Annotated in this window: 1 protein-coding gene; it reads left to right on the top strand. The window is 45.0% G+C overall.

Annotated features, from left to right (window positions below):
* Window positions 1-333: 333 nt before the first annotated feature.
* A partial coding sequence (locus AC4II3_RS32280) for a two-partner secretion domain-containing protein (RefSeq protein WP_490723033.1) occupies window positions 334-2,830 on the top strand: 2,497 nt, incomplete at its 3' end.

Genomic DNA, 2,830 nt, shown 5'->3' with positions numbered 1-2,830 from the left:
TGGGGATAGTTTTATTCAGGGTAATTATCATAACATGATACAGCGTTTATTTAAAAATAAATAACCAGCTGTTGTGGCTAATGCTACAGTTTTTAGTTAGTTTTTTGTAAAATTAAGTTTTTTTTAACTACAAAATAACGTAATAAAACTTAATTAAATGGCTAGGTATTTTATGAAATAATCATAGGATAAATCGGTAGCTCATTAATTAACATGAAACCTGTGGTTTACCGACTTGTGCAAACAAGTAGCGTTGTTCTTTGTTGTCTACTGGGTGCAACTACGGCATTAGGGCAAATTACCCCAGATAATACCCTGGGGAAGGTCAGCTCGGTGGTAACGCCCAATGTGACTGTTAAGGGTGCCCTGGCAGATGTGATAGAAGGTGGGGCGATTAGAGAAAGCAATCTCTTCCACAGCTTTTCGGATTTTAATGTGGGCGAGTTTGGACGAGTTTATTTTGATAATCCTGCTGGAATTGAGAACATCCTGAGTCGGGTAACTGGAGCTAATGTTTCCAATATTTTGGGTACTCTGGGAGTGTTGGGCAATGCTAACTTATTTGTGATCAATCCAAACGGTATTTTCTTTGGTCCCAATAGCCGACTAGATCTGGGAGGCTCATTTTTTGGAAGTACTGCTGATAGTGTATTGTTTGAAGATGGCACAGTATTTAGCGCATTAAATCCGAATGGACAACCGTTATTAACGATTAATATTCCCTCTGGGTTGCAATATGGTTCAAATCCAGGGAGTATTACTAATGAGTTTAGTGATATTGAGGTACCAAATGGTCAAACCTTAGGGCTAATTGGTGGTGAGGTTACTATTCCTGGTGGTAATTTAACAGCAACCGATGGACGCATTGAGCTGGGGAGTGTTGGTTCTAATAATGTGGTGAAATTGACACCAACGGATACTAGTTTTGTGTTGGATTATTCACCAGTTCAACAGTTTCAGGATATTAGTTTGTCTGAGGGTGCTTTTGTCACTACCAGTGGGGAAGGTGGTGGCAGTATCCAGGTGCAGGGGGCTAAGGTGAGTTTAGGCGATCGCTCTGATGTATTTGCGGATACTGAGGGAAGTCAGAACGGCGGTGGGATAGTGGTTCGAGCTTCACAGCTCAGCCTTGAGGGTGGTTCTCGAATAGGTATGAATGTAACTGGCTCAGGACAGGGGGGAAATTTGACAGTGAATGCCGACTCTAGTGTTCAACTGATTGGTACTGATGCCGATGGTGAGTTTCGCACCGTTTTGTTTACTGAAACTGAAGGAGCAGGAAAAGGGGGAGATATCAGTATTACCACTGGGGAGTTAATTATCTCTGATGGAGCAGTTGTTGTGGCTGACACTTCGGGTGAAGGGGACGGCGGCAATTTGACTGTGAATGCCTCCTCTAGTGTTCAACTGATTGGTAACTCAGCCGATGGTACGTTGGCCAGCGACTTGTTGGCTCGAACTTTTGGGAAAGGAAAAGGGGGAGATGTCAGTATTACCACTGGGGAGTTAATTGTCAAAGATGGAGCAGAAGTTTCAGCTGACACATTTGATGAAGGGGACGGCGGCAATTTGACTGTGGATGCCTCCTCTAGGGTTCAACTGATTGGTACGAGAGCCGATGGTGGCTTTCGCAGCTCCTTGTTTGCTGAAACTCTTGGGGCAGGAAATGGGGGAGATATCAGTATTACCACTGGGGAGTTAATTGTAGAAGATGGAGCACAAGTTTCAACTGATACAGAGGGTGAAGGGGACGGGGGAAATTTGACAGTTGATGCCTCCGAAAAGGTTGAATTGATTGGTAGGTCAGCCGATGGTGAGTATTCCAGCGACTTGTTGGCTCGAACTTCTGGGGCAAGAAATGGGGGAGATATCAGTATTACCACTGGGGAGTTAATTGTCAAAGATGGAGCAGAAGTTTCAACTGACACAAGGGGTGAAGGGAAAGGGGGAAAGTTGACAGTGGATGCCTCCTCTAGGGTTCAAGTGATTGGTACGACAGCCGATGGGATTCGCAGCGCCTTGTTTGCTGAAACTCTTGGGAAAGGAAAAGCGGGAGATGTCAGTATTACCACTGGGGAGTTAATTGTAGAAGATGGAGCAGTTGTTTCAGCTCGCACTTTGGGTGAAGGAAACGGCGGCAATTTGACTGTGGATGCCGACAAAAAGGTTCAAGTGATTGGTACTGATGCCTCGGGTGAGTTTTTCAGCGCCTTGTTTACTGAAGCTCAAGGGACAGGAAATGCCGGAGATTTGTTGAAAATTACCACTGGAGAGTTAATTCTAGAAGATGGAGCAGTTGTTAGTGCTCAAAGCACTCAACCGGGGAGTTCAGCAGGCAGGGTAGATATTAATGCCAACTCCATCTTCCTTAACAACGATGGAATCATCTCAGCAGAAACAGCAGCAGGAGAGAACAGCAATATTGACAACAGCAATATTAATCTATATGCCCGTGACATCCGACTCCTCAACGGAAGCAATATTATAACTGACGCTAAGGATACAACAACTGGGGGCAATATAGTTATTGATACTGATACCTTAGTCGGTCTGGGCAATAGCGACATCACCGCCAATGCTCAAAAAGGCCGAGGAGGTAGTGTGACTATTACTGCCGAAGGCATCTTTGGCTTAGAGTTTCGAGACCGTGAAACTCCAGACAATGACATCACTGCCACTTCTGAGCTTGGCTCATCCTTCAACGGTCAAGTCATACTCAACATCCCACAGCTAGACCCCACCTCAGGCTTAAACGAATTGCCAGGAAGCCTAGTCGATGCAGAAGCGATCCTGGCCAATGACCTTTGTGGCTTTGAGAATAATCGGATTG

Source organism: Moorena sp., from assembly GCF_982860115.1.
The sequence above is the reverse complement of the archived record's forward strand: the minus strand, read 5'-3'. Positions and strand labels throughout refer to the sequence as shown.